General features: G+C 35.3%; 20 protein-coding genes. 16 read left to right on the top strand and 4 right to left on the bottom strand.

Annotated elements, in window-relative coordinates; all coding sequences use genetic code 11:
* Positions 1 to 58: 58 nt before the first annotated feature.
* Both CD29_RS00935 and CD29_RS00930 read left to right on the top strand, forming a co-directional pair.
* Positions 59 to 256: a hypothetical protein gene (locus CD29_RS00935; protein WP_036181882.1), complete on the top strand. Its 198-nt coding sequence runs from the start codon at positions 59 to 61 to the stop codon at positions 254 to 256.
* 107 nt (positions 257 to 363) lie between these two features.
* Complete coding sequence (locus CD29_RS00930; protein ID WP_036181881.1) at positions 364 to 1,155, top strand: inositol monophosphatase family protein; 792 nt, start codon at positions 364 to 366, stop codon at positions 1,153 to 1,155.
* A gap of 108 nt (positions 1,156 to 1,263) precedes the next feature.
* Here CD29_RS00930 and CD29_RS00925 read toward each other — a convergent pair whose 3' ends face one another.
* Entirely contained in the window at positions 1,264 to 1,449 is a 186-nt protein-coding gene (locus tag CD29_RS00925; RefSeq protein ID WP_036181879.1) for a DUF5325 family protein, read from the bottom strand.
* Between the two features lie 137 nt (positions 1,450 to 1,586).
* Here CD29_RS00925 and typA point away from each other — a divergent pair, with 137 nt between their 5' ends.
* The 7 genes from typA (at position 1,587) to CD29_RS00890 (ending at position 8,575) form a co-directional block, all read left to right on the top strand.
* Positions 1,587 to 3,431, top strand: coding sequence for a translational GTPase TypA (gene typA / locus CD29_RS00920; protein ID WP_036181877.1), 1,845 nt, complete (start codon positions 1,587 to 1,589; stop codon positions 3,429 to 3,431).
* A gap of 53 nt (positions 3,432 to 3,484) precedes the next feature.
* Positions 3,485 to 3,877: a YlaH-like family protein gene (locus tag CD29_RS00915; RefSeq protein WP_036181875.1), complete on the top strand. Its 393-nt coding sequence runs from the start codon at positions 3,485 to 3,487 to the stop codon at positions 3,875 to 3,877.
* 646 nt (positions 3,878 to 4,523) lie between these two features.
* Positions 4,524 to 5,081: a sigma-70 family RNA polymerase sigma factor gene (locus CD29_RS00910; protein WP_052123929.1), complete on the top strand. Its 558-nt coding sequence runs from the start codon at positions 4,524 to 4,526 to the stop codon at positions 5,079 to 5,081.
* Positions 5,074 to 5,637: a hypothetical protein gene (locus CD29_RS00905; RefSeq protein WP_036181873.1), complete on the top strand. Its 564-nt coding sequence runs from the start codon at positions 5,074 to 5,076 to the stop codon at positions 5,635 to 5,637. Before CD29_RS00910 ends, CD29_RS00905 begins: the two co-directional genes overlap by 8 nt.
* Positions 5,638 to 6,068: 431 nt before the next feature.
* On the top strand, positions 6,069 to 7,019 hold the full coding sequence (locus tag CD29_RS00900) for an ABC transporter substrate-binding protein (protein ID WP_088322070.1): 951 nt from the start codon (positions 6,069 to 6,071) through the stop codon (positions 7,017 to 7,019).
* A 1-nt stretch (position 7,020) separates the two neighbouring features.
* Positions 7,021 to 7,791, top strand: coding sequence for an ABC transporter ATP-binding protein (locus CD29_RS00895; protein WP_036181869.1), 771 nt, complete (start codon positions 7,021 to 7,023; stop codon positions 7,789 to 7,791).
* A gap of 43 nt (positions 7,792 to 7,834) precedes the next feature.
* Complete coding sequence (locus CD29_RS00890) at positions 7,835 to 8,575, top strand: ABC transporter permease (protein WP_081976107.1); 741 nt, start codon at positions 7,835 to 7,837, stop codon at positions 8,573 to 8,575.
* A gap of 76 nt (positions 8,576 to 8,651) precedes the next feature.
* Here the strand turns inward: CD29_RS00890 and CD29_RS00885 are convergent, their stop codons facing one another.
* Positions 8,652 to 8,858 (bottom strand): YlaI family protein, encoded by a 207-nt coding sequence (locus CD29_RS00885; RefSeq protein WP_036181864.1) that lies wholly within the window; start codon positions 8,856 to 8,858, stop codon positions 8,652 to 8,654.
* A gap of 10 nt (positions 8,859 to 8,868) precedes the next feature.
* Entirely contained in the window at positions 8,869 to 9,369 is a 501-nt protein-coding gene (locus tag CD29_RS00880; RefSeq protein WP_036181862.1) for a hypothetical protein, read from the bottom strand.
* Between the two features lie 457 nt (positions 9,370 to 9,826).
* Between CD29_RS00880 and CD29_RS00870 the strand changes: the two genes are divergently transcribed.
* The 3 genes from CD29_RS00870 (at position 9,827) to pyc (ending at position 14,798) form a co-directional block, all read left to right on the top strand.
* Positions 9,827 to 10,108 (top strand): YlaN family protein, encoded by a 282-nt coding sequence (locus CD29_RS00870; RefSeq protein WP_036181857.1) that lies wholly within the window; start codon positions 9,827 to 9,829, stop codon positions 10,106 to 10,108.
* 66 nt (positions 10,109 to 10,174) lie between these two features.
* Entirely contained in the window at positions 10,175 to 11,362 is a 1,188-nt protein-coding gene (locus tag CD29_RS00865; protein ID WP_036181855.1) for an FtsW/RodA/SpoVE family cell cycle protein, read from the top strand.
* A 1-nt stretch (position 11,363) separates the two neighbouring features.
* On the top strand, positions 11,364 to 14,798 hold the full coding sequence (gene pyc, locus CD29_RS00860) for a pyruvate carboxylase (protein ID WP_036181853.1): 3,435 nt from the start codon (positions 11,364 to 11,366) through the stop codon (positions 14,796 to 14,798).
* Between the two features lie 853 nt (positions 14,799 to 15,651).
* Here the strand turns inward: pyc and CD29_RS00855 are convergent.
* Complete coding sequence (locus CD29_RS00855; protein WP_036181851.1) at positions 15,652 to 16,581, bottom strand: COX15/CtaA family protein; 930 nt, start codon at positions 16,579 to 16,581, stop codon at positions 15,652 to 15,654.
* 330 nt (positions 16,582 to 16,911) lie between these two features.
* Here CD29_RS00855 and cyoE point away from each other — a divergent pair, with 330 nt between their 5' ends.
* The 4 genes from cyoE (at position 16,912) to CD29_RS00835 (ending at position 21,690) form a co-directional block, all read left to right on the top strand.
* On the top strand, positions 16,912 to 17,829 hold the full coding sequence (gene cyoE / locus CD29_RS00850; RefSeq protein ID WP_036181849.1) for a heme o synthase: 918 nt from the start codon (positions 16,912 to 16,914) through the stop codon (positions 17,827 to 17,829).
* A 176-nt stretch (positions 17,830 to 18,005) separates the two neighbouring features.
* Positions 18,006 to 19,106: a cytochrome c oxidase subunit II gene (gene coxB / locus CD29_RS00845; RefSeq protein WP_036181847.1), complete on the top strand. Its 1,101-nt coding sequence runs from the start codon at positions 18,006 to 18,008 to the stop codon at positions 19,104 to 19,106.
* A gap of 62 nt (positions 19,107 to 19,168) precedes the next feature.
* Positions 19,169 to 21,061, top strand: a complete 1,893-nt coding sequence (locus CD29_RS00840; RefSeq protein ID WP_036181845.1) for a cytochrome c oxidase subunit I — start codon at positions 19,169 to 19,171, stop codon at positions 21,059 to 21,061.
* Positions 21,061 to 21,690, top strand: a complete 630-nt coding sequence (locus CD29_RS00835) for a cytochrome c oxidase subunit 3 (RefSeq protein ID WP_036181843.1) — start codon at positions 21,061 to 21,063, stop codon at positions 21,688 to 21,690. Before CD29_RS00840 ends, CD29_RS00835 begins: the two co-directional genes overlap by 1 nt.

The following is a 21,690-nucleotide window of genomic DNA, read 5'->3' as shown; positions in this document are numbered from 1 at the left end:
TTTTGTAACAATAGCTTTTCGTTAAAAGTTTTTTAAATAGGAAAGGGAAGTGATTCATATGAAACAGATGATTAAAATTATACGTAAAGTCGACATTGAAAAGCAATACGAACATGTTTTACGTTTAGAACTTGATTATGAATTAGCCTCACTTTATTCCGCTATGCAAGGTAATGACGAGAAAGAGATGGAAAAGTGTAAAAAGCGTCTAAAGGAGATTCAAGACGAATTAGATGGTCTACATGCATATGTATGATCAACAGAAAAACCAATAAAAATCACTTGCAAAATAAAAAATTGCAAGTGATTTTTTGTTATAATAAGGTTACAGCTAATCAGTTGTCTGTGGGAAGGTGGGGGAAAATGGATTTACATCAAATTGATCAGTTTGCAAAGGGCATCATTGTTGAAGCTGGAAGACGAATACGAGAATCGTTTACCTATGATATGGTGGTAGAAACTAAATCAGATGCAAATGATTTAGTGACAAATATTGATCGTGAGACAGAAACTTTTTTTATCGAAAAGATTAAACAATTTAACTCACAGCATAAAGTTTTGGGCGAGGAAGGTATGGGAGAAGAAATAGATTCCCTTGAAGGTCCTGTATGGATCATTGACCCAATTGATGGCACTATGAATTTTGTTAAACAACATCGACATTTTATGATTTCAATCGGTTTTTTTATTGATGGTGTTGGTAAATTAGGTTACATATTTGATGTGATGAGAGAAGATTTGTTTTCTGCCATTGAAGGCGAAGGTGCGTGGTATAATGATACACCTTTAAGGAAACTAAAACCTATCACAATAGAGGAAGCAGTTGTTGGGATAAATGCTAGTTGGGTTATACCTAATAAAAAAGTAAACCACGAAAAGATAATTGAATTAGTAAGAAAAGTGCGTGGAACGAGATCCTATGGTTCTGCTGCTATGGAAATTGCTTTTGTTGTAAGCGGCAAATTAGATGCTTATATTTCTATGAGATTGTCCCCTTGGGATATTGCAGGTGGTACTATTATTGCGAAAGAAGTAGGAGCAATTGCAACGAATTTAAGTGGTAGCGACAGCAATTTATTATTAAATGATACTTTTATTATTGCAAATCCTTCAATTCACCAGTTAATTTTAGATAATTATATTGAAGTCAAATGAAAAATCCACAATTGCTAAAGGAAATTTCCTTAGTAATTGTGGATTTGCTTTTGGATGCATGATTTTTGATAAATAACTTAATATAAGATTACAAGCAAAGTTACTTGCTTATAATAAACCACTTTCACGGAATTTACGTTTCATCATAAATCCTGTAAAGAATACAACTACTAGTGCGATGACAGCTAAAATAGCACCCCAAACATTTGCGATAGCAATCGCATAGCCTATCGATACCATTGATAATATTGCAGCTAGCGCAAATATAAACATTACTAATTTTGCTAAGTTCACTTAAATTACCTCCTATGTAAAGAAATTGTTAAAAAATTTAAAATATTATATTGGTAAAAAACTTCTTAAGACAAGTACATCATCTTGTGCTATAATAACACAGTTAATCATACGAAAAAAGAATGTGGAGTGGAATAATGACAAATTTACGTCAAGATTTACGCAATATAGCGATTATTGCGCACGTTGACCATGGGAAAACGACATTAGTTGACCAATTATTAAAACAATCTGGAACTTTCCGTACAAACGAACACGTTGAAGAACGTGCAATGGACTCAGGTGACATTGAACGTGAACGCGGAATTACAATTCTAGCTAAAAATACAGCAGTAAATTATAACGGCACACGAATCAACATTTTAGATACACCAGGACATGCTGACTTCGGGGGAGAAGTTGAGCGTATTTTAAAAATGGTTGATGGTGTATGTCTAGTAGTTGATTCATATGAGGGATGTATGCCTCAAACTCGTTTTGTATTGAAAAAAGCATTAGAACAACAGTTGAAAGTTATCGTAGTTGTAAATAAAGTAGATAAAGAAGCTGCTCGTCCACTTGAAGTTGTAGATGAGGTTCTCGATTTACTAATTGAATTAGGAGCAGATGAAGATCAATTAGATTTCCCAGTTGTTTATGCCTCAGGTGTAAATGGTACTGCTTCACTAGATCCAGATCCATCAACTCAACAAGAAAATATGCAAGTGTTATTCGAATCTATTATTGAAAACGTACCAGCACCAATCGACACACGCGATGAACCATTACAATTCCAAGTAGCATTACTTGACTATAATGATTTCGTTGGTCGTATTGGTATTGGACGTGTTTTCCGTGGTACAATCCACGTAGGACAACAAGTTGCATTAATGAAGCTTGATGGCTCAGTAAAACAATTCCGTGTAACGAAATTATTTGGTTTCTTCGGTTTAAAACGTGAAGAAATTCAAGAAGCTTACCCTGGAGATTTAATTGCTGTATCTGGTATGGAAGAAATCAACGTAGGGGAAACAGTTTGTCCTATAGACAAGCAAGAAGCATTGCCTCCATTACGTATTGATGAACCAACTTTACAAATGACTTTCCTTGTTAACAATTCACCATTTGCAGGACGTGAAGGTAAATGGATCACTTCAAGAAAAATTGAAGAACGTCTTCTTTCACAACTTCAAACAGACGTATCACTTCGCGTAGAAGATACGGATTCGCCTGATGCTTGGACTGTTTCTGGTCGTGGAGAACTACACTTATCGATTCTAATTGAAAACATGCGTCGTGAAGGATATGAATTACAAGTGTCTAAACCACAAGTAATCATTAAAGAAATCGATGGTGTAAAATGTGAACCGATTGAGCGTGTTCAAATTGATGTACCTGAAGATAGCGTTGGTTCAATTATTGAATCTCTTGGTAACCGTAAAGGTGAAATGATAGACATGGTCAATGAAGGAAATGGACAAGTTCGATTAATCTTCATGGTACCAGCTCGTGGCTTAATTGGTTACACAACAGAATTCATGTCATTAACTAAAGGTTTTGGTATTATCAACCATACATTTGATTCTTATCAACCTGTTGTTGCAGGTCGTGTAGGTGGACGTCACCAGGGATCACTTGTGTCTATGGAAACAGGTAAAGCAACTACTTATGGTATGATGCAAGTAGAAGACCGTGGTACACTATTTGTTGAACCAGGTACTGAAATTTACGAAGGTATGATTGTTGGTGAAAATACACGTGACAATGATATCACAGTAAATATTACGAAAATGAAACAAAAGACAAATATTCGTTCAGCTAATAAAGATCAAACAAATGTCATTAAAAAGCCGAGAATTATGTCGCTTGAAGAAGCGTTAGAGTTTTTAAACGATGACGAGTACTTAGAAGTAACTCCAGAATCAATTCGTTTACGTAAACAAATTTTAGATAAAAACGAACGTGAAAAACTTGCGAAAAAGATGAAAAACGCTGAACAATAATAAAGATTAATTTTGCATAATTTTTAGGGAAATGATGAAAGGTGTTGTGGGAGATGAACTGGCTAGGTTCGTTTAATGTTTTACAAGCATCTGCACCTCTGAATTGGACAGAGAATCAAGCATTCGGTATGATGTCGGGTGTTACTCGCTACATTTATGAAAACATGCCTTCCTATCAAGCGGCTGGTTATGTTGTCTTTTTCTTAGTATTTATTTTGTCTGCAATCGTATTTAAACTTGGTTTTGCAAAAAATGATTTACCCCTTTGGAAAAATGTTGTAATCTATATTTTCCTATTTTTAGGTTGTATCGTTTTAACTTTCTTAGCATTGTTCTTGCCAATGATCGAAGGACTTATTGTGGCAGCAATCATATTACTCCTATATAAAACTCGATTATGGCGTGAAAAACGCGAACAAAAAATTGCAAATCAAGAAAGCAATTAAGCTGGTTAAGGCCGATTCCTCGTTGTGGGGAATCGGTTTTTTTTTGTTTTAAGATAATGCGATCTTTGTTGAATGTTATGAGATAAAGATGGAGGAAGACTTCATAAAGGTTATGAAAAGTATTTGTATTGGAATATGAAAGAAAAGGTCTTCGTAGGGGGGAAGACCTTTTGTAATGGAATAAGTGAAGGAAAAGGTCTTGATAAGGGCGATGAAGACCTTTTGAATTGGAAAATGCGAGGGAAAAGGTCTTGATAAGGGCGATGAAGACCTTTTGAATTGGAAAATGCGAGGGAAAAGGTCTTGATAAGGGCGATGAAGACCTTTTGAATTGGAAAATGCGAGGGAAAAGGTCTTGATAAGGGCGATGAAGACCTTTTGAAATGGAAAATGCGAGGGAAAAGGTCTTGATAAGGGTGATGAAGACCTTTTGAATTGGAAAATGCGAGGGAAAAGGTCTTGATAAGGCGATGAAGACCTTTTGAATTGAAATATGTGAAAGAAAAGGTCTTCATAAAGTGATGAAGATGTATTAAATAAATTGGAAGATGAAAACCTAAATCTGTTAAAATTTACATAAAAAATGAAACGAAAACGAATGCTAACTCGTCTTAGGGGAAACGCAAGGAGAGGAGTTGAGTTAATTATGGACTTATCACAGCCTCGTAGTGAAAACTCAAATGTACTCGATACAGCTGAATTGTGGTTGGAAGATCTTATGAATGAGTACGGTAATGCTCTTGTGAATTTAGTATTCACATATGTGAAAGACTGGGGAAAAGCACAAGAAATAGTACAAGATGTATTTGTGACTTGTTATGATCACTATGAAAACCATAAGCAAATCACATCTTATAAAGCTTGGGTTTACCGTATTGCTATCAATCGAGCAAAGGATGCAACACGTACTGCTTGGTTCAGAAGAGTGCTTGTATTAAATAATTTCTTCTCACATATCCAATCAAAACAACCTTCACCAGAGAAACTATATGAAAATCATGAATCACAGTCAAAATTAGTTCAAGCTGTTTTATCCTTACCATTAAAGTATAGAGAAGTGGTTTTGTTATATTATTACGAGGAATTATCTATAAAAGAAATATCAAATGTATTAAATAAAAACCAAAACACAATTAAATCCAGACTTATGAGGGCCCGTGAATCTTTAAGAATGATACTAGAAGGGAGCGATTTAAATGGATGAACAATTAAAGAACTTGCGTCAGGCATTAGATGACTCAATATTTTCAGAACCAAAGTTTACAGTGAGAGATAAAATGATTGTTCATAATCGATTGCAGGTGAATCAAAAGAAAAGATTCTTTATTCCTAAACTAGTAGTAGCATTGGTACTATTCATTTCTTTTGGTTTAATTTATTTCTATATGAATCAAGGAAATCAACTAACTACAGGAAATGAACCATATTATATAGCTAAAGAAAGTGATCTAGAAGATAACATATTAGTTGGGAGAATTGATCAGCACAATAAATTGGAATTTTTTAAGGGGAAGTTAAAGGTTATTGAAGATCCGATTTTGAACAATTATAAACCTGGAATGAATCCTGAAAAGGAAAAGGAAATACTAAGTCAAAAACGAATTGAGATGGAAATTGATAATATAAAAATTACAACGAAAGGTAATACATTTTATATTACCGGCGAAGGTGAATTTTATATGGAATTAGTAAAAGTGGCCCCCCGTATTTTTATGGATTCTAATGGAAATGAATTTATGTCTTCAAGACCAATTGAATAACCCAACAAATTAGAATCGTATCGACTTTGATAAGCCTCAGTTATAAATTATAAGGAATAAATCTAAGTAAAAATTAAAAAATTGTCTAGAAACCAATTATTCTAGGCGATCTATTTCTCATAAACATCCGTATTTCCAAAAATAACACACGACATATCCAGAATTATGTGCAAACTGCACTTAATTTTCAATATGTCGTATGTCAATTCCGTCTGTGAGCGATTTTCAAACTTGAAAAGTGATGTATTAAAAGATGAAGACAATTTTTTTAAAAAGATTAAGTGAGCGCGCATTACTTTAGATATAGGCAATTAACACATTTTCTTTGCCTAGCATACTCTACTCTAGATAAAACAGTCGAAATAAAGAGGAGGAAAGTGTGCGTGAAAAGATGGTTAAAGCCTTTGTTACTAGTTGTCTTTTCTAGTTTAATGGTTCTCGTTCTTGCCGCATGTGGTGGAAAAGAAGAACTTAAAACTGTAAAGGTTGGTGAAGTAACTCGTTCTATTTTCTATGCACCACTATATGTAGCAATTGAGAAAGGGTATTTTGAGGAAGAAGGCCTAAAAATCGAACTATCGACGATTCCTGGTGGAGATAAAACGATGACGGCCCTATTATCAGATGGCATCGATGTAGCACTTGTTGGAGCTGAAACATCCATTTATGTATCAGCGCAAGGAGCAAATGACCCGATTAAGAACTTCGCACAGTTAACACAAACTGATGGAACGTTTTTAGTTTCCCGTGAGCCGATTGAAAACTTTACTTGGGATATGTTAAAGGATTCTACTTTCCTAGGTCAACGTAAGGGCGGTATGCCGCAAATGGTAGGGGAGTATGTATTAAAACAGCATGGAATTGATCCACATGCGGATTTAGAGTTAATTCAAAATATTGATTTTGCTAATATCTCAACAGCATTTGCTTCAGGAACTGGTGACTTTGTTCAATTATTTGAGCCAACTGCTAGCATTTTTGAAGCTGAAGGTGTTGGATATATCGTAGCGTCATTTGGAACAGAGTCCGGTCATGTACCTTACACTGTATTTATGACAAAGGATAGTATGATTTCGTCAAATCCTGAAACAATTGAAGCCTTCACAAGAGCGATTAAAAAAGCACAAGATTTTGTATACTCAAGCTCTGCGGAAGAAGTTGCAAAAGCAATTGTTCCTTATTTTGAAAATACCGACGTTGATTTGATAGCTACGGTTGTCGATCGTTATCGTTCTCAAGAATCTTATGCAAAAGATCCAATTTTAGATCAGGAAGAATGGGATAACTTACAAAATATTATGGATGAAGCTGGAGAATTACCTGCGAGAATACCGTATGAAGACTTAGTGAATACGACTTTCGCTGATAAGGTGTCGAAGTAAAATGAGCTTTCTTACCGTCAGCAAAGTTCATCATACGTATTTCTCTAGCAAAACTGCAACCGAAGCATTACAAGATATAAATTTAACGATTGAAAAAGGAGAGTTTGTTTCGTTTATTGGTCCTAGTGGCTGTGGTAAAACGACTCTTTTATCAATACTTGCGGGATTATTTCCACCTACAGCAGGAAAAGTACTAATTGAAGAACAAGATGTTTTTGCAAATGCTGACTTGTCGATTGGATATATGCTTCAACAAGATTATTTATTCCCTTGGAGAACAATTGAGGAGAACGTCACGCTTGGTTTAAAACTATTAAAAGTAAATAAAGATGAATCGGAAAAACTTGCTTCGAAACTACTTGCCGATGTAGGTTTACCATCAATCGAAAAGAAGTATCCAAGGGAACTATCCGGTGGAATGAGACAAAGGGTAGCATTAGCAAGAACGTTAGCTGTAGATCCTAAAATACTACTACTTGATGAACCCTTCTCAGCACTTGACTACCAATCAAAATTAAAGCTTGAAGATTTAGTTCATAAGTTAATGAAGGAATATGGAAAAACCGCAGTACTTGTAACTCACGACATAGGTGAAGCAATTGCAATGAGTGATCGCATTTTCCTATTTTCTGCAAAACCAGGTCGACTTTATCAAACCTTTGAAGTGCCAGAAGAAGTTAGAAATTTAACGCCTTTTGAAGCGCGTGCGAATCCAATGTATTCTTCGCTATTCCAGACTATTTGGAAGGAGCTGGAGAGTCTTGAACATTAATAAACTTCATGAAGATTACAAAGCAAGTTTGAGAAAAGAAAGAATGTGGGTTCGTTTCTACCAGCTATTAATTTTAGTTTTATTTTTTGTAATTTGGGAAGTAGCATCCACATTACGATGGATTGATCAGCTCATCTTTAGCTCCCCATCAAAAATAGGTCATTTATTTGTTGAAAAAGTAGCTGATTATTCACTACTCTATCACTCTAGCTATACGTTGTTTGAAACGGTCCTTGGTTTTATATTAGGAACATTGGTAGGAACAATTTTAGCTGCAATATTATGGTGGTCTCCATTTTTATCGAAAGTTCTGGATCCCTATTTAGTAGTATTAAACTCTATGCCTAAAGTAGCGCTTGGGCCGATTTTAATCGTAGCATTAGGTCCAGGAATGAGTTCGATTATCACTATGGGAGCATTAATTTCAGTTATTATTTCTACGATTGTAATATATACAGCCTTTAGAACGGTGGATTCAAACTATTTAAAAGTATTACAAACCTTTAACGCATCACGAACACAAATGTTTAAAGAGGCAATATTACCTGCATCATTTCCAACGATTATATCAACTTTGAAAGTAAATGTAGGCTTATCTTGGGTAGGGGTTATTGTAGGGGAATTCCTCGTATCCTCACAAGGTTTAGGTTATCTAATCATTTACGGATTCCAAGTATTCAATTTTAACCTCGTATTATTGTCTTTACTCGTCATTGCGGTCTTTGCAACCATTATGTATCAATTAGTAGAATTACTTGAAAAAAGGTTAATAAAAAATGAATAGTTTTAAAAAAGTGCACATAAAAAACCTTGAACGAAAAAAGTTCAAGGTTTTTTCTTTATAATTGTAGGTTAATTTCTTAAAGGTAATCCTCAGCACTTTTTGGAGAATCACGATAAAAACGAAATTTACCCGTAGCTACACGTTCTTCAGTTTTTATTGCTATACGATCATAACAAGAAGAACACATGTAAGTATGAATAGGCCGATTACGTAATTTTTTTGAGAGCGGTAATTCTTCGTCTAAGTTGTTAATTGCATCACAAAGCACACATTTGACGCGCATTATGTTCCTCCTATTCTACACGAATGGCACGGATATTTTTAATAGGATTATCTACATTTGAACCATCTGGTAATAATAAATGTACAGGTCCATCTTCTAGTATTGGTTTACCATCTTCACTAAATTTAAAGATTAAACGAGTAGCATCTTCAATAGAAAATGCATGTTCAGTTCCACCTTCACATTCAAAAACGACACGTGTTGCATCTTCATGAATTTCAGCATTTTTTAAGAAATATTTAATTTCCATTCCAAAGGTACCTGTTTTCATACCTTGGCGGTCAAATTTTCTTTCTGTTTTTAATGTTGGTGGGAATGTCGCACCTTCCATTATTTCGCGTGACCAGTGTTTACCCATAGATAATAAGTATTTCATATCTTCAGAGTCTTCTTCGACCTTTTGAGTAAAGTAAGTTTTTAAGTCTAAACGTCGGTCATCAAAAATCCAAACTGTCGGATCTATAGTTATTTTATATGTTACAGCACCTGTTATAGGAATGATAGTTTCCATGTGTGAGTCAATCCCCCTAATTTATTTCTCATATTACAGTATACCGCTACATGTACAATTTAATAAAGAAATATCGTTTAAAAGCTATTATTCATGTAGTTATGAAAGTATATATTTTTGGAGAATTTGGACATTGTCTAGCTCCAAACGCTAGCTCCTCGGCAACTTCAAAACCGCCTGCAAGAGCAAAGAGCGCTCTTTTGTCGGTTTCTCCGAAGTACATGGATGTACGAGTGCCGGTAGTGCGACAGGAGGTCGCGTTTACGGACGGCCAGTTGCTGCGGCCCACACGATGTGGGTCATGTCGGCGATGCAACAGGAAGTTGCGTTTTCGCCGACGCGGAGCTGGGCGAGCGTTCTTCGCTTTTCTAATGAATTCACTTGCTTTTTTATCTTTATGAAGATAAAATTTATAAAGATAGAATAGAAGAAATATCAAAAAAATGGGGGCGTCCTCGTGGATACGAAATCACCAGCTTCCTTTAGCGAGAAAGCGTTAGAATTATTGCTTGCTGATGCAGATAAAATTGCTAAGTTAATAAAAGTTCAGATGGACCATCTAACGATGCCATCCTGTCCATTATACGAAGAAGTACTTGATACACAAATGTTTGGCTTATCACGTGAGATTGATTTTGCTGTTAAGCTAGGATTATTAACACGTGAACGAGGAAAGGAAATTCTGGATACGCTAGAAAAAGAACTTTCTTTGTTACATGAAGCATATACAAACAAATAATAGAATCAACTCAAAACGCCTATGTTCGCGATTTGAGTTTTTTTTCTAAAAAGAGGTTTTATAGCAATGAGAAAATACATCGGTTATTATATTAGAAATTTTGATTATCCACTGTTTTTTACATATGTTTTTTTATGTTTGTTCGGACTAATTATGATCTACAGTTCGAGTATGATGGTGGCGATTGTTAAAGAAGAAGAAGCTCCGGATTATTATTATATAAAGCAATTAATAAATTTAACTGTTGCATCAATTCCATTTATTATAGGTGCCTTTTTTCCATATAAACATTATAGTAATAAAAAATTAATGGTCATGATGACACTTGGAATGATCATAGTACTAATATGGTTATGGATTTTCGGGGTTGGCTTCGAACAAACTGGTTCTAAAAGTTGGTTAGATTTAGGGTTTATGAACTTCCAGCCTTCAGAGGTTGCGAAGCTCTTTATCATATTATATTTTGCTGGTGCATTTTACAGGAAAAGCTTAAATAACCCATTAGAAAATTTGCAACCAAATAATATTATTTATCCCATTCTAATTTGGATTTTTGTTATTTTTTGCGTTGCCAATGAACCGGATATCGGTGCTGTTATGATCTTATCAGGGATTGCTTTTGCTGTTATAGCCGCTAGTGGAATGAGTTTTAAAGCCTATTTAAAGTTTTTCTCAGTATTTGCAATTCTAGGTGGACTTTTAATCGCGTTTATATTACTAGTGAAGGGAGATAAAATCTTCACAGAAAATCGATTAGGCCGATTGAAAGTTTTCTTAAATCCATTTGAATATGAAACAGGCTCTGGTTACCAAATTATTAACGGATATATTGCGATTGGTGCTGGTGGGTTAGAAGGGGTTGGTTTAGGACAATCCGTTCAAAAACTAGGTTATTTACCTGAACCACATAATGACTTCATCATGGCGATTATTGCTGAAGAACTTGGGGTATTAGGTGTTATTCTTGTATTAGCTGGACTAGGTTTTATCGTTTTTAGAGGGTTACAGATTGCTATGAAAACAGAAGATCCACTTGCTAGAATGATAGCTGCGGGTATCTCTAGTTGGATTGCAATACAAACCTTCATCAATTTGGGAGGGGTATCAGGCTTAATCCCGTTAACGGGGGTAACTTTACCATATATCAGTTATGGTGGATCTTCCATTATAATGTTGTCTTTAGCGATGGGTATATTGTTAAACGTATCAATGTATGTGAAGCTTGAATCGAAGAAAAAACTTAGGGGTGGATGAAGTGAAGAAGATTAGTAAAATATTAGTTGCAAATAGAGGGGAAATTGCAATTCGTATTTTTCGAGCATGCAATGAGTTGAATATTAAAACAGTAGCAATTTATTCAAGGGAAGATAGCGGATCCCATCATCGTTACAAATCAGATGAGTCATATCTTGTTGGAGTTGGGAAAAAACCAATTGATGCATATTTAGATATTGAAGGGATTATCGAAATTGCAAAGCATGCTGAAGTGGATGCAATCCATCCTGGATATGGTTTTTTATCTGAAAATGTTCATTTTGCAAGAAGATGTGAAGAAGAAGGGATAATTTTCATCGGACCATCTTCTTACCATTTGGATATATTCGGAGATAAAGTGAAAGCTAGACAACAAGCAATTGAGGCTGATATTCCAGTCATCCCTGGTAGTGACGGACCTGTTTCTTCCATCGAAGAATTGAAGACTTTTGGTGAAAAATATGGCTATCCTCTAATGATCAAAGCTGCACTTGGTGGCGGTGGACGTGGAATGCGACTAGTCCAAACTGAAGATGATTTACAAAGTAGCTATGAGCGAGCTAAATCCGAAGCAAAAGCTGCCTTTGGTTCCGATGAGGTGTATGTAGAAAAGGCAATTATTAAACCGAAGCATATTGAAGTTCAAATTCTAGGTGATCATTCAGGGAATATTATCCACCTTTATGAACGAGATTGCTCAATTCAACGTAGACACCAAAAGGTAGTTGAAATTGCACCATCAAATACTTTAAGTGAAGAACTACGTAACCGAATTTGCGCAGCAGCAGTTCAATTAATGAGCAATGTAAATTATGTGAATGCAGGAACAGTAGAATTTTTAGTTGCAGGTGACGAGTTTTATTTCATCGAAGTAAATCCACGTATTCAAGTGGAACATACAATTACAGAAATGATTACAGGAATAGATATTGTACACGCACAAATTAAAATTTCAGAAGGTTCTGAACTTTATTCGGAATATATGAATATACCAAAACAAAACGAGATTCCTATTTTTGGATATGCGATTCAATCGCGAGTAACAACAGAAGATCCGGCAAATAACTTTATGCCAGATACAGGGAAGTTAATGGTGTATCGTTCAAGTGGCGGATTTGGAGTTCGTCTAGATGCTGGAAATGGATTCCAAGGTGCAGTTGTCACACCATACTACGATTCACTACTAGTGAAAATATCTACATGGGGAAGAACATTCCGAGATGCTGCTGCCAAAATGGATAGAAACTTGCGTGAATTCCGAATTCGTGGTGTGAAAACGAATATTCCATTTTTAGAAAATGTCGTTTTACATGAAAAATTTATCACTGGGGATTTCGATACAAGTTTTATTGACACTACACCTGAATTATTTGAATTTCCAATTCGAAAAGATCGTGGTACGAAATTATTAAACTATATTGGGAATATCACTTTAAACGGCTTCCCTGGAATAGAAAAACGTAAAAAACCGATCTTAGTCCAACCTACTAAACCTAAACTAGATTTAAAATCTGAAATTCCTGTAGGTACAAAGCAGATTTTAGATAGTAAAGGTGCAGATGGTCTCGTTCAATGGATCAAGGAACAGCAGGATGTATTACTTACAGATACTACGTTCCGTGACGCGCATCAATCATTACTAGCAACAAGAGTACGATCTCAAGACATGTACCAAATTGCAGACTATAATGCGCGGATGATGCATAATTTCTTCTCATTTGAATTGTGGGGAGGGGCAACATTTGACGTAGCCTATCGTTTCTTAAAAGAGGATCCTTGGGCAAGACTTGAAACGTTGCGAGAAAAAATGCCGAATGTATTATTCCAAATGCTGCTTAGAGGGGCAAATGCAGTTGGCTATAAAAATTATCCGGATAATTTAATCAGAGAATTTATTAGAGAGTCTGCAAATAGTGGTGTTGATGTTTTCAGAATATTCGATAGTCTAAATTGGATTAAAGGAATGGAAGTTGCAATTGATGAAGTACGTAACACTGGAAAGGTTGCTGAAGCAGCAGTTTGTTATACAGGAGACATTCTTGATGACTCGCGAGCTAAATACTCCGTTCAGTATTACAAAAATATGGCGAAGGAATTAGAAGCAGCTGGAGCACACATTTTAGCAATTAAAGATATGGCTGGATTGTTAAAACCTGAAGCAGCTTATCGTCTAATTTCAGAGCTGAAAGAAACAACAAATTTACCAATTCATCTCCATACGCATGACACAAGTGGTAATGGAGTTTACACGTATGCCAAGGCAATCGAAGCAGGTGTAGACATTATTGATACAGCTTTAGGTTCTATGTCTGGATTTACATCCCAACCAAGCATTAACTCATTATATTATGCAATGAAGGGAAGTAAACGTGAACTAAAAGTAGATATCGATGCTCTTGAACAATTATCTTATTACTGGGAAGATGTGCGAAGCTTCTATAGTGACTTTGAAAGTGGTATGAAGAGTCCGCACTCTGAAATATACGTTCATGAAATGCCTGGTGGACAATATAGTAATTTACAACAACAAGCTAGAGCAGTTGGTTTAGGAGATCGATTTGACGAAGTGAAGAAGATGTACTCAACTGTTAATTTAATGTTCGGTGATATCGTAAAAGTGACACCTTCATCTAAAGTTGTTGGGGATATGGCTTTGTTTATGGTTCAAAATGACTTAAATGAAGATAATATTTTTACTCGTGGATTAACGATTGATTTCCCTGATTCGGTAGTAGAATTTTTCCAAGGTTATATAGGGCAAGTTCATGGAGGATTCCCAAAAGAATTACAAGAGATAGTCTTAAAGGATAAAGAAGCAATTACAGTTCGTCCGGGTGAATTACTTGAACCAGTTGATTTTGAAAAAATAGAAAGTATGTTAGCTACGAAATATAATCGCACGATAACAAAACAAGATGTACTAGCTTATGCACTGTATCCGAAAGTGTTTGAAGAATATATTGCAGCAACCGATGCATTTGGAGACATTTCTGTGTTAGATACACCGACATTCCTATACGGTCTGAAGCTTGGTGAAGAAATAGAAGTAGAAATTGAAAAAGGAAAAACGTTAATCATCAAGCTGATTGAAATTGGTGAACCACAGCATGATGGAACACGTACACTCTATTTTGAATTAAATGGTCAATCTCGTGAATTAGTAATTCAAGATTTGACAGTTGAAGTAGATGGTAAAATAACTTTAAAGGCTGATCCAAGTAATCCAAATCAAATCGGTGCAACGATGCCAGGTACTGTCCTAAAAGTTGTAGTTTCCAAGGGAAGCACTGTCAAGCGTGGTGATCATTTGATGATCACAGAAGCTATGAAAATGGAAACAACTGTACAAGCTCCAAAAGATGGGGTTGTAAAAGAAGTCTTTGCACAAGCAGGAGATGCAATTTCAACTGGCGATTTATTGATAGAGATTGAATAAGGTTTAAGAATAGCTATAGATTAGTAGTTGTTTTTGGCGCATAAAAACCGATCTATTTAATGAATTCTATTTTCAGAGAATTTCATGATGGATCGGTTTTTTTTGTGAATTAAGATAGTAATCTTCTAAGAAGTAATAGTAGGATTTTGGTATTAGTTTTAGGGAGAAGCGTCCAACAAACTTAAGTTAGAGATAATTGAAAGTGAATTTACTGAGTAAGTTTTATGAAACGAATGGTTACGAGACACTATGGTGAGTTTAGATTATGAAAAGACTTGTAGAAGCGGTGTATGAGACATTACCAGTGGATTTTGCTAATGAAGTGTCTAGTAGAAGGGGTCTATGAGACATTACCAGTGGATTTTGCTAATGAAATGTCTAGTAGAAGGGGTCTATGAGACATAATAAGTGGACTTTGCTAATGAAGTGTCTAGTAGAAGGGGTCTATGAGACATTATAAATGGAATTTGCTAATGAAGTGTCTAGTAGAAGGGGTCTATGAGACATTATAAATGGAATTTGCTAATGAAGTGTCTAGTAGAAGCGGTTTATGAGGCATAATAAGTGCACCTTGCTTATGAAATGTCTTGTAGAAGCGGTCTACTAGAAAGAATTAGGAGAAAACTTGTGAGACTGTCTAGAAAAATTGATTTAATCGACATGGTTTCACGAATTTAACATTCAGCCGTCAAAACAAGTGAAGTGAAACGTAAGGTAGTGCTATTCGAAACTTACATCCCTAAATTATGAACAAAAACTATTGCAACTCTAGTATTTCCTGTAAAGTAATTCATCTGTAAAAAATAAAAATAGGGAACCCTATCCTATAAAGCAGGTTCCCCATTCATATTAATTAATTATTCTTTTGGTTGTGATTGCTACGTGCAATCAATAGTATTTTGTAACAGAATAAGCCGAACAGTAATGTGATAAACAATGAGTGTAATAGAGATACGATTAAATCAAGCTTTGTTAGTACAACAAGCATTCCTGCAATAATTTGTAAGATTACAAGAATGAAAGCAACAATCCATCCCCAATAGATTACACGTTGATCTTTATAATGTTTCACTGCATGCCAGGTAATATATGCGATCCAAATAAAAATTAATAGAACCGCGAAACGATGCCCCATTTGTACCCATTCAAACATTCCATTAGGTAATGCAAACGGTTGGCTGTTATCACAAAACGGCCAGTCGGAACAACTTAAACTAGAACCAGTATGTCGAACAAGTGCACCTGTATAAATAACAATGTAAGAGAAGAATGTAACACCAATCGTATGCCATTTTAACTTACTACCTATATGTACTTTATCAGCATCAAATTTAGTATCAACTTCAAAAACAATCATTGCTAGTAACATTATAGATGCAAAGGAAATTAAAGATATTCCGAAATGCAATGCTAAAATAAAGTCACCTTGTCCCCATAAAACTTGCGCTGCCCCAATTAATGCTTGAGCTACTAGGAAGAAGATTGCTAGTACTCCTAAGAATTTAACTTCACGGATATGTCCTAATGATTTCCACGTCCAAATAACTAAAATCAGTACTAGAATTGACACGGAACCAGTTGTTAGTCGGTGAGAAAATTCAATTAATACTTCCGGAGTAATGGTAGTTGGTATTAGTTCACCATTACAACCAGGCCAATGTCTACCGCAGCCTAATCCGCTATCTGTTTTTGTAACGAGTGCCCCACCTAATAGAATTAGCAACATTCCAAGAGTAGTCAGTACAGCAATCCATTTTAATATTTTACTTTGTTTATATTGCATGTAACGCGCCACCTACTTTATTATCAACACTATTAAAATTGTCTCTGCTTTTATGATGATATCGAATAAAAAGACAAATGACAACTTCAAACAATTGATACTTAAGTTAGCACAAGTCCATTTCACAAATTGTTCACAACTTTGTATGGTAACTTTCACAAAAAAATCCATGAAATGCGATAATATAGACGTAATGTGTTAACACAACACGCTAACACCCTATTTCGACGAATTCATTTAAATTTCACTTTAATATCTAGAAATAACTAAAGAATTTCGATATAGTTAGTGTTAGCGGAATATGCTTACAAAAATGAAAGGAGGAGTAAAATGTCAAACGGCCAGATTGTGAGTGCTACTAGAAAAACTGGTCCTGAAACTGAATCTATAATTAAAGATTTTCTTGCACTTATTAAGATTGGAATAGTAAATTCTAATTTAGTTACTACATTTACTGGAATGTGGTTGGCTTTTCAGTTTACAGGTGGTCACTTTTTACAGCACATAAATTTAATCGCTTACACAATCTTCGGTGCAGCGCTAATTATTGGTGGATCTGCGGCTATGAATAATTTTCTAGACAAAGATATCGACCCAATTATGAAACGTACAAAGAATAGACCAACAGTTACAGGTAGATTTAAACCAAATGTCGTATTGACTATTTCTCTCTCATTTCTAATTGTAGGTGAAATTTTGTTATTTACGGCTTCATTTTCTGCCGGCATGTGGGGACTAATTGGTATATTAGCTTATGTAGTTCTTTATACTATTTGGGCTAAAAGAAGGTATGTAAGCAACACGGTTATTGGAAGTATCTCTGGTGCGATTCCACCTGTAATAGGCTGGGCTGCAGTAGAGCCAACATTAAGTTTTGGGGCATTAGCATTATTCTTAATTATGTTTGCATGGCAACCACCTCATTTTTATGCACTTGCAATGAGACGGAAAAATGAATATAGTGCTGCAAATATTCCAATGCTACCTGTTGTAAAGGGTTTTAAACGGACAAAGGTTTCTATGTTATTATGGATACTACTGTTATTCCCATTACCTTTTCTATTAAAAGAACTAGGTGTAGCATTTATTGCTTTAGTTACGTTGCTGAATTTAGGATGGCTAATCTTAGCTATTCGAGGTTTCAAAACTGAGGATGATCTTAAATGGGCATCTAAGATGTTCGTTTATTCATTAAACTATTTAACAATCACCTTTGTATTAATGATTATTTTCGCAATCTTTATGTAAAGTATTATAGTAAAATTGCGATTTAGATTAGTGTTAAGTTTGAAAAAAACTTATGGTTATTCTAGAAGTAATTGTTTTTAGGGGATTCTTCTTTTAATAGAATTCACATATATGCAAATACCAAGTCCAGAGTTACACATGAAAATACAACAAAGAAAGAGGGGTTTTATTAAGCTATGATGAAAGGGCTTAAAAAATGGCGTTTGTTCTCGCTATTAGCTGTTATGACAGTTTTCCTTTCTGCTTGTGGTGAAGAGTATATTTCTACACTTAAACCAGCTGGAGCAGTCGGAAAAGAACAATTTAACTTATTGCTATTCTCTATTACTATTATGGCGTTAGTTGTAGTTGTGGTTTCAGTACTATATATATATGCTTTCTTAAAGTTCCGCCGCTCAAAACAAGGTGAGGACTATATGCCAAAGCAAGTTGAAGGTAGCCACACACTTGAAGTAATTTGGACAGTCATTCCAATCGTATTTTTATTAATTTTAACTGTTCCTACATTAATCTCTACTTATAAATTTGGAGATGTAGCTGCAATGGAACACGTTGACGAAAATGGTAATAAAACAGCTTTAATAGTTGATGTTACTGCTAAATTATACTGGTGGGAGTTTGCATATCCAGATTTAGGAATTGTAACAGCACAAGAGCTTGTAGTTCCTACTGGTGAAAAAGTTTACTTTAACTTGTTAGCTGCTGATGTAAAGCACTCTTTCTGGATTCCATCAATCGGTGGTAAAATGGATACAAACGTTGAAAATATTAACAAGTTCTATTTAGAATTTGATGAAGAATCAGAAGGTCTTAAAGACGGAGTATTCTACGGTAAATGTGCTGAGCTTTGTGGTCCATCACATGCTTTAATGGATTTCAAAGTAAAAACTTTAGCTCCTGAAGCATTTGACGCTTGGGTTGCATCAATGAAAGCAACTGAAGGTCAAACTGCATCTAAAGATTCTGCAGACTTAGGTGAAGCGACATTTGCTGCAAGCTGTTTAGGATGTCACGCAGTTTCTTCAGTAACTGGTATGCCATCTGGTACTGCAATGGGACCAAACTTATCTGCATTTGGAGACCGTAGTCATATCGCTGGTTTCTTAGACTTTAATAAAGAAAACCTAGTAAGCTGGATTAAAAATCCTGAAAAATACAAACCAGGAAACTTAATGACTGGTAAGTATAAAGTTGGAAATAATAATCCTGATGAACTATCTGATGAAGAAATTAGCGCAGTTGCTGACTATATCATGAGTTTATCTGTAGAAAAATAACATCATTCAAAGGCGAATTTGATTTATACTCGATTGATTGAAACATAGAGGAGGTTAAAGTTGTGAGCTCTGTTGCAATTAGTAAGAAAACGGGCTTTGGAGCAACTCTTTGGGACTATTTAACAACTGTTGACCATAAAAAATTAGGTAATATGTATTTCTTTGCAGGGTTATTATTCTTTGCAATTGCTGGTTTTGAAGCTTTATTAATACGTATTCAGTTAATGGTACCAAACAATGATTTTGTTTCCGCAGGTCTTTTCAACGAATTACTAACAATGCATGGTACGACAATGCTATTCTTAGCTGCGACACCATTGCTATTTGGATTTATGAACGCGATCGTACCTTTACAAATTGGTGCACGTGACGTAGCATTCCCATTCCTAAACTCTTTAGGATTTTGGTTATTCTTTCTAGGTGCTTTGTTTTTACACTTATCATTCTTTATGGGTGGAGCACCTGATGCTGGATGGACATCTTATGCATCTTTATCTTTATATTCACCAGGACATGGTATTGACTTCTATGTTTTAGGTTTACAAATTTCTGGTGCTGGTACATTGATCTCAGGTATTAACTTTATCGTTACGATCATTACTATGCGTGCACCTGGTATGACGTTTATGCGTATGCCATTATTCACTTGGACAACACTAATTTCAAGTGCATTAATTTTATTTGCTTTCCCTCCACTAACTGTAGGTTTATTCTTCATGTTAGTTGACCGTATGTTTGGAGCGAACTTCTTCGATCATACTATGGGTGGTAACACAATTATTTGGGAACACTTATTCTGGATCTTCGGACACCCAGAAGTTTATATCTTAGTTTTACCTGCATTTGGTTTATTCTCTGAAATTATTCCAGTATTTGCTCGTAAACGTTTATTCGGATATTCTTCAATGGTATTCGCTACAATCTTAATTGGTTTCTTAGGATTCATGGTTTGGGCTCACCACATGTTTACAACTGGTCTTGGGCCAACAGCTAACGCAATTTTCGCTGTTGCAACAATGGCGATCGCAGTACCAACAGGTATGAAAGTATTTAACTGGATTCTTACAATTTGGGGCGGTTCGATTAAAGTAACAGTTCCAATGATTTATGCTTTAGGATTTATACCATCATTCGTTGCTGGTGGGGTTACAGGTGTTATGCAGGCAACTGCTCCACTTGACTACCAATTACACGATTCATACTTCATCGTTGCTCACTTCCACTATGTAATCGTTGGTGGTATCGTAACGGCGATCTTTGGTGCAACACATTTCTATTGGCCAATTATGTTTAACCGTGTGTTAAATGAAAAATTAGGTTATATCGTATTCTGGGTATTCTTTATCGGATTCCATTTAACATTCTTCCTACAACATTTCCTTGGTTTAATGGGTATGCCACGTCGTGTGTTCACTTACCAAGCAGATCAAGGTTGGGATCTATATAACTTCATCTCATCTATCGGTGCTATTATGATGGGTATTGGGGTAATATTATTAGTAGTAAACATGCTGTTATCTATTAAAGGTAAACCAGTAAATCAACGCGATTACTGGGGAGATGGACGCTCACTTGAATGGGCTCTTGTAACTCCAGTTCCATTCTATAACTTTAAACAAACTCCACTTATTCGTGGATACGATCCTTATTGGATTGAAAAACATGAAGGTAATAAAGAAGGTATGACATATGCTGAACCTCTTGGGGACATCCATATGCCACACGGCTCGATTTTACCGCTAATTATGTCTATTGGTATGTTTATTGCTGCATTTGGTGCACTATATCATCCAGATGGTGTATCTTGGTCAGTACCAGTAATTATTTTAGGTATTGGTATTACAGTAGCATGTATGATTCTTCGTTCATTCAAAGATGACTTAGGTTATCATGTTCATAAAGAAGAAATTATTGCTCTTGAAGAAGAATTATATGGAAAAGGGGGTAACAAATAATGGATCTTAATACTAAATTCACCCCAAAATCTTGGCCAGATCATGCTGAACAAGCAACATTGGAAGGAAAAAATAAATTCGTTGGAATTTGGATTTTTATCTGTAGTGATATCGTATTATTTGCCAGCGTATTTGCTACTTACCTTTCATTAAAAGATAAAGGACCAGCTGGAATGGATATCTCAGCTGCTGAATTATTTGGATTAGAGTTAGCATTTGTTATGACTATGTTACTTTTAACTTCATCTTTAACAAGTGTTTATGCAATGTATCATATGAAAAACTTTAATTCTAAAGGTGTATTAATTTGGATGGGAATCACAGTTCTATTAGGACTTGGATTCTTAGGTCTTGAAATTTACGAGTTCTATGAGTATACAGTTCATGAAGGTTTTGGATTTACACATTCAGCATTCTCATCTTCGTTCTATGTACTTGTAGGAACACACGGATTACACGTTATCATTGGTTTAGTATGGATTACGGGTTTAATTATCCGCAACATGAAACGCGGATTAAACTTATACAACGCGCCTAAATTCTTCGCAGCGTCAATTTATTGGCACTTTATCGACGTGGTTTGGGTATTCATCTTCACAGTAGTTTACTTAATGGGGGTGCTAGGATAA

It is taken from the genome of Ureibacillus manganicus DSM 26584 (assembly GCF_000772945.1).
Lineage (GTDB): Bacteria > Bacillota > Bacilli > Bacillales_A > Planococcaceae > Ureibacillus > Ureibacillus manganicus.
This window is presented reverse-complemented; position numbering and strand designations above follow the sequence as displayed.

Coding starts and splice junctions, on each gene's coding strand:
- CD29_RS00900 (WP_088322070.1), top strand. CDS start 6,069: ATGGTTCTCGTTCTTGCCGCATGTGGTGGAAAAGAAGAACTTAAAACT.
- CD29_RS00895 (WP_036181869.1), top strand. CDS start 7,021: ATGAGCTTTCTTACCGTCAGCAAAGTTCATCATACGTATTTCTCTAGC.
- CD29_RS00910 (WP_052123929.1), top strand. CDS start 4,524: ATGGACTTATCACAGCCTCGTAGTGAAAACTCAAATGTACTCGATACA.
- CD29_RS00835 (WP_036181843.1), top strand. CDS start 21,061: ATGGATCTTAATACTAAATTCACCCCAAAATCTTGGCCAGATCATGCT.
- CD29_RS00905 (WP_036181873.1), top strand. CDS start 5,074: ATGGATGAACAATTAAAGAACTTGCGTCAGGCATTAGATGACTCAATA.
- CD29_RS00880 (WP_036181862.1), bottom strand. CDS start 9,369: ATGGAAACTATCATTCCTATAACAGGTGCTGTAACATATAAAATAACT.
- CD29_RS00865 (WP_036181855.1), top strand. CDS start 10,175: ATGAGAAAATACATCGGTTATTATATTAGAAATTTTGATTATCCACTG.
- coxB (WP_036181847.1), top strand. CDS start 18,006: ATGATGAAAGGGCTTAAAAAATGGCGTTTGTTCTCGCTATTAGCTGTT.
- CD29_RS00890 (WP_081976107.1), top strand. CDS start 7,835: ATGTGGGTTCGTTTCTACCAGCTATTAATTTTAGTTTTATTTTTTGTA.
- CD29_RS00930 (WP_036181881.1), top strand. CDS start 364: ATGGATTTACATCAAATTGATCAGTTTGCAAAGGGCATCATTGTTGAA.
- CD29_RS00885 (WP_036181864.1), bottom strand. CDS start 8,858: ATGCGCGTCAAATGTGTGCTTTGTGATGCAATTAACAACTTAGACGAA.
- CD29_RS00855 (WP_036181851.1), bottom strand. CDS start 16,581: ATGCAATATAAACAAAGTAAAATATTAAAATGGATTGCTGTACTGACT.
- CD29_RS00935 (WP_036181882.1), top strand. CDS start 59: ATGAAACAGATGATTAAAATTATACGTAAAGTCGACATTGAAAAGCAA.
- typA (WP_036181877.1), top strand. CDS start 1,587: ATGACAAATTTACGTCAAGATTTACGCAATATAGCGATTATTGCGCAC.
- CD29_RS00915 (WP_036181875.1), top strand. CDS start 3,485: ATGAACTGGCTAGGTTCGTTTAATGTTTTACAAGCATCTGCACCTCTG.
- cyoE (WP_036181849.1), top strand. CDS start 16,912: ATGTCAAACGGCCAGATTGTGAGTGCTACTAGAAAAACTGGTCCTGAA.